The organism is Streptomyces sp. NPDC047072 (assembly GCF_040643855.1).
Lineage (GTDB): Bacteria > Actinomycetota > Actinomycetes > Streptomycetales > Streptomycetaceae > Streptomyces.
On record NZ_JBEYVC010000347.1, the window covers coordinates 1 to 2,789 of the forward strand.

The window sequence follows — 2,789 nt, forward strand, 5'->3', positions numbered from 1 at the left end:
TCCTCGAACGCCTCCTCGGTACGCAGCACCGAGGTGAGGAAGCCGATCCGTGCGTTGATGCCGTGCTCGGTGAGTACGCTCCGCAGCGATCGGAGGTGGTCGGCCGCCGCCCGCTCTCGTTCGAAGCAGCCCGTCGAGACCGTGACCTCACGGAGTTCGGCCAGGTCGCCCCGGGGATGCTGTTCGGTCATCGCGGCCAGCAGTTCGTTGAGCTCCCGTTCTTCCGACAGGCGGGGATCGGCCGCGGCCTCCAGGGTGTTGGGGCAGAAGGCGCATCCGACGCAGCGGCTCCGGGCGTTCGGGTTGAGGGTCGCCGCTCGGCCGCCGTCCCGGAAGTACCCGCCAACGGCCTCGTCGGCGTCGATGCGTTCGACGCTGCCGATCCGCTCACCGCCGAGCTTCAGCTGTCCGTCCTCCAGCCGGAACGGCGAACGAGCCGCGTTCAGCGGGACGATGAGCTGCCAGGGCACCGACGGAGCGGTGTCGAGGCGCACCAGCACACGGGCCCGGTGGCGTGCGATGTCCGACGAGATCCCGTGCAGGTTGATGGAGATGAGCAGCGCGTCCTCGACGGGAACCGAGTAGCGGGCCGCGAGGCGTTCAACAGAGGTGAGCGAAGGCGTTGTTGCGGGTAGTTCGCCTAGCACTGCGGACATGCGCGCACTCCATCCCAGTCAGCCGTAAGGGGGTCCTGGTACCGCGTCGGCGGCCCGTTCCGTCTCGGTGCCGATGAGAGGAGAGCGTGCTGGAGAACACCGGGACGGCTAAACCGCCTCCCGGGACGACCCGAGGACGTCTTGGGACGTTTTCAGGGGCGCGCGAGCGCGCGAAGGTGGGCCATGAGGGCGTCGACGTCGCTCAGGTCGGAGAGAACAAGGTGGGCGCCGGCTTGTCGTAGCTCGTCTTCGCTGTGGACGCCGGAGGCCACCGCCACGATGTGCGCGCCTGATGTGAGGGCGGCCTCGACATCGCGGGGGGTGTCGCCGACGAGCACCACGGCGGTGTCGTCCGGAAGGCCGTAGACGGCCCGGACCCTGTCCCGTGCCACGTCCACCAACGCCGCCCTGTCAGCGGAGTCGGCACCGTAGGCGCCGACTCCGAGGTCCAGGAGGGCGTCCAGTCCGAAGGCGCCGAGTTTCACCCGCGCGTTCGCGGCGATGTTCCCCGTGAGGACGGAGGAGACCATGCCGTCCTCCTCTGCCACGGCCTTGAGAGCCTGCCGGACACCAGGAAGGACTCGGCCCCGCCGGCTGAGGTCGGCGTCTCGGCCCGCCCCTGCCGCCTCCAGCGCGGCCAGCGCGGCCTCCCACGCAGGCGGTTCCAGGCCGTGATCGTGGAACATGCCGGAGATGATCAGCCGGTCCGTCCGCCCCTCCGTGCGCGCGGGACGTACCGGCGCCCGGCCGACGAGAGCCGTGAACGCGGCGGCGTAGATCTCCTTGCTGACCCCGGAGTTGTCGATGAGGGTGTGGTCGATGTCCCAGAGCACGATGAGCGGCATCCTGCCAGCGTAAGCACACCGCTCACCTACTCTCGATGAGCCGGTCGTCCTTGCGAGTGCGACCACGGGTGCGATTGGATTGTCCGAGTGAATGAACGATTGCGCTCGGCACTCGTCCAGCGGGGGATCACCGAAGAAGATCTCGCCGAGCTCTGTTCCGTCGACCCCAAGACCGTGGGCCGCTGGGTCTCCGGCCGGGTTCCCCACCGCCGGCACCGCTTCGCCGTAGCCAAGCACCTGCAAGTGGACGAGGTGTACCTCTGGCCGGACGGCCGCCAGCGACCCGCTCACCTCGAAGCCCTGAGGTCGGAGATCGTCGAGGTCTACCCGAACCGCGCCAGCGTCCCCAGGGACGTCTGGATCTCCCTCCTGCTCGGCGCCGTGAAGCACATCGACGTCCTCGTCTTCTCCGGTACGTTCTTCGCCCAGACCAACCCGCACATCGCCCGCATGCTGCAGGAACGTGCGCAGGCCGGAGTCAGGGTCCGTCTGTGCTTCGGCGATCCGTACGGGGAGGCGGTAGCCGTCCGGGGGCGCGAGGAAGGCATCGGCGACACCCTCGCCGCGAAGATCCGGGCCTCGCTCACGTACTACCGCGCCCTGGTCGGCGCCCCCGGCTGCGAGGTGCGGCTGCACGACACGACGCTGTACAACTCGATCTTCCGGTACGACGACCAGTTACTGGTCAACCCGCACATCTGGGGTCAGCCGGCGAGCGCCAACCCGCTCTTCCAGCTCCGGCGCACGGACGGCACCGACTGGTGCGACCGCTACACCGAGAGCTTCGAAGCCGTATGGAACACCGCGCGCCCCTGGGCGCCCGACCGTCAGGAGCACCACCAGCGTGGGCAGGACTGAGTACTACAACGACCCGAAGGCCCCCAAGCCCAACACCCTGATCCCGGCCAGCAACCTCCTCGTCGTCAACAGCGAGGGCGCGATCCTGCTCCAGCGGCGCCGCGACACCGGCCAGTGGGCGCTGCCGGGTGGCGCCCAGGACTTCGGGGAGAGCCCCGCGCAGTGCGCCGTGCGCGAATGCGAGGAGGAGACCGGCATCGTCGCCGAGGTCACCGGGTTCCTCGGCGTCTACTCCAACCCCGCGCACATCATCGAGTACACGGACGGAGAGATCCGCCAGCAGTACGAAGCCGCCTACATCGGCCGCCCGGTCGGCGGCGCCCCGACGGTCAACGACGAGGCCGACGGCGTGCGTTGGGTCCTCCCGGAAGAACTCGACGGCCTCGACATCCACGCCAGCATGCGGGAGCAGATCGGCCACTACCTCTCC

3 protein-coding genes and 1 pseudogene are annotated in these 2,789 nt (G+C 69.2%); 2 read left to right on the top strand and 2 right to left on the bottom strand.

Annotation, left to right across the window (positions count from 1 at the left end; all coding sequences use genetic code 11):
• Together ABZ896_RS52450 and ABZ896_RS52455 are read right to left on the bottom strand one after the other, a co-directional pair.
• Positions 1-656: pseudogene (locus ABZ896_RS52450) on the bottom strand (hypothetical protein); the annotation flags it as partial.
• A 152-nt stretch (positions 657-808) separates the two neighbouring features.
• Complete coding sequence (locus ABZ896_RS52455) at positions 809-1,501, bottom strand: haloacid dehalogenase-like hydrolase (protein ID WP_360946545.1); 693 nt, start codon at positions 1,499-1,501, stop codon at positions 809-811.
• An 87-nt stretch (positions 1,502-1,588) separates the two neighbouring features.
• Between ABZ896_RS52455 and ABZ896_RS52460 the strand changes: the two genes are divergently transcribed.
• Both ABZ896_RS52460 and ABZ896_RS52465 read left to right on the top strand, forming a co-directional pair.
• Positions 1,589-2,359 carry a helix-turn-helix domain-containing protein gene (locus ABZ896_RS52460; protein WP_360946548.1) on the top strand — a complete coding sequence of 257 codons (771 nt, stop codon included), beginning with the start codon at positions 1,589-1,591 and terminating at the stop codon, positions 2,357-2,359.
• Positions 2,346-2,789 (top strand): NUDIX domain-containing protein (locus ABZ896_RS52465; protein ID WP_360946551.1); only part of this gene is annotated, 444 nt, incomplete at its 3' end. The genes ABZ896_RS52460 and ABZ896_RS52465, both read left to right, overlap by 14 nt.

Coding starts and splice junctions, on each gene's coding strand:
- ABZ896_RS52455 (WP_360946545.1), bottom strand. CDS start 1,501: ATGCCGCTCATCGTGCTCTGGGACATCGACCACACCCTCATCGACAAC.